The organism is Moorena sp. SIO4A1 (assembly GCF_010672065.1).
In the GTDB taxonomy this organism is placed as follows: Bacteria; Cyanobacteriota; Cyanobacteriia; order Cyanobacteriales; family Coleofasciculaceae; genus Moorena.
The window spans coordinates 1-2,270 of sequence record NZ_JAAHHX010000320.1 but is presented as its reverse complement, the minus strand read 5'-3'; the positions used below and the strand labels follow the sequence as shown (position 1 = coordinate 2,270).

2 protein-coding genes are annotated in these 2,270 nt (G+C 42.5%); both read right to left on the bottom strand.

Annotated elements, in window-relative coordinates; translation table 11 throughout:
* Positions 1–1,574: serine/threonine-protein kinase (locus F6K53_RS37740; protein WP_293084808.1), on the bottom strand; the 1,574-nt coding region annotated here is incomplete at its 3' end.
* 119 nt (positions 1,575–1,693) lie between these two features.
* Positions 1,694–2,270 (bottom strand): DUF3153 domain-containing protein (locus F6K53_RS37735; RefSeq protein ID WP_293084805.1); only part of this gene is annotated, 577 nt, incomplete at its 5' end.

Here is a 2,270-nt window from a genome sequence, read left to right as displayed (position 1 = left end):
TCCAGTGACAGCCAGATCGAAAAATGCCTAGTCAATCCCCTATCCATAAACTTTTCTACCACAATACCGATTGCTACTCCACTCATCAATCCACCCACTAGTCCAGCTACAGCCCCAACCACTGTTGTAGCTTCTGCTGTTGCTACCAATCCAGTCAAAGCCGTTACCCAAGTAACAATACCAACTAAAATACCAGCCGTTCCTCCTGCCATTGCTCCTGAGGTCCGACCAGCTGTTGTCGTTAACCACGCTGCCAATTCCAAACCTACCGCTGCCCCAGCTAAGGTGCTAAAACCAGGTGTCGCACTAATTCCCATTAGAGTTCCGTAGATCAGCAGACTAGAGGCTATAATCCAATCAACAGCTACAGCAAATAGTAACAATAGGGCTAGGTAAGCGTAGGGGAGTTTTTTCCGAGTAATTGGGATAGGAGCAGTTTTTAAATTAATATCTAACGAATAAGTCTTCGGGGAAGAATTTGTGTGCAGTAAAACCTTTCTTTGGTAAGTTTTATCCGCCATCAACTTTCCAGTATCAATGGTGATTTTGCACTCAACTTCATTCCCTTCAAAGGTGGCTGGTTCAAACGAAATCCAGCTATGGTAATCGGGGGTATGAGGTGGATCGTGAAGATGAGGCGCAACTTCCCACTTTCCGGTTAACGTTGTCTCAGGTATAGGATTCTTGATCGAGATCGAGTGAGTCAGTTTTTTGCCCAAGCTAGTCCCGGTGAACTCCAGACTGCTGTGACTCAAGTCAACCTTTGGTAAACAAATCGGGTCAGTAGGTATAGCGGCTAGAGCAGCTCTAGCATTGGGATAGCGGTTCTCCAGTTGGGGTTCCACCATTTTTTCTAACCACTTCACCCAATGGGGACTCACCTTCGGAATTAAATGCTGAAAATTAACGTGATAGCGGATATCAACTAAATCATCAATATCCTCTGCTTTGGTATTACTCAATAAGCAAATTAATGTGATACCTACACTATAGAGATCTGATGCTTCGGTGAGTTGACGCCGAAATAATTGCTCTGGTGGCATAAAGCCTAAGGTTCCTTTAACCAGGCTACTAACCCCTACTTCTCCATCCCCCAGTCGCGCAAAACCAAAATCAATCAGATAGACATTGAGATCATCATCTACCAAGATATTAGCTGGTTGAACATCCCGATGAATTACTGAGGGAATACGGTTTTGGAGATAGACAAAAATTTCCAGCAAAGAAATCGCGATTCCCTTAATTTCATCAGGACTAAAACTTCGCGGTTTGGCCAGAGATGAGGCTTCTTTATACTCCTGAACTAGGCAAAAACCATCTTCAGTTTGGAAGGAATCTAGATAGCAGGGAATCCCCGGATGTTCCAATCCTTTCAGCACTTGTATTTCACGTTCGTATGTGTCATAATTTAACCAGTTTGTGTTAGTTTTAATAAACTGAAACTGCTTAATCACAACATACTGTTGAGTTTTGAGGTTTATCGCCAGGTAAGTGTATCTGCCGACGGCTTGATTGCACGTTAACTCCCTGATGATCTGATAGCCATGAATTTTAAATTCTAGACAATTATTCATAAGCTGATAGAAATTTATCAACACTTAATCCGCAGGGTTAAATGTTGATAAATTTAGTGGTTAAGAAACCAATAGCTATTACTGGTTTCTCTAACTGGTATAACTCTAACTGGTCTAAACTACATCACCTTTGATGGTATTGCTGGTTGATTAGTTTCAGTTCTTTCCCAGGGGAAAGACTTGTATTTTACGTAGAAACCACCTAATACCACCAGTATGATAATAATCATACCAATACCTAGGGAGCTGGGTAGCCAAAATGCCACTTCGATATGGTTGATTTGACCAGGTTGCAGTGTCCAAACTAGCTGATGTCCATCATCGTAAATCTTGGGACTAATGGCATTGGGGGATTTCTCAATACTGTTTGCTCCCCAAGGGGTCTCTAGGCTAAACTGCAAATCCAACAGTGAACCAGCAGTAACCACAACCTTGCCATTATCAGAGTTGATTACCCCTAGGCTGCGCAAATCCAGGTCATAGCTTAAGTGATTTCGTTGCACCACAAAAAAGTTGTTTTGATCTAGGCGTAAATTAGAGTTAAAACTTGGGTTACTATCACTGTCTGGTGCTAATGGGGCATCTTCTGGGTGACCAACTGGGTTAAAAAACTGCTCAAACTTGGATACTAATTCCTTACCGTTGTTAAAGGGAATTGCGATCGCAATTTCTCGGTCTGAGAGGCGCTGAGTTTTG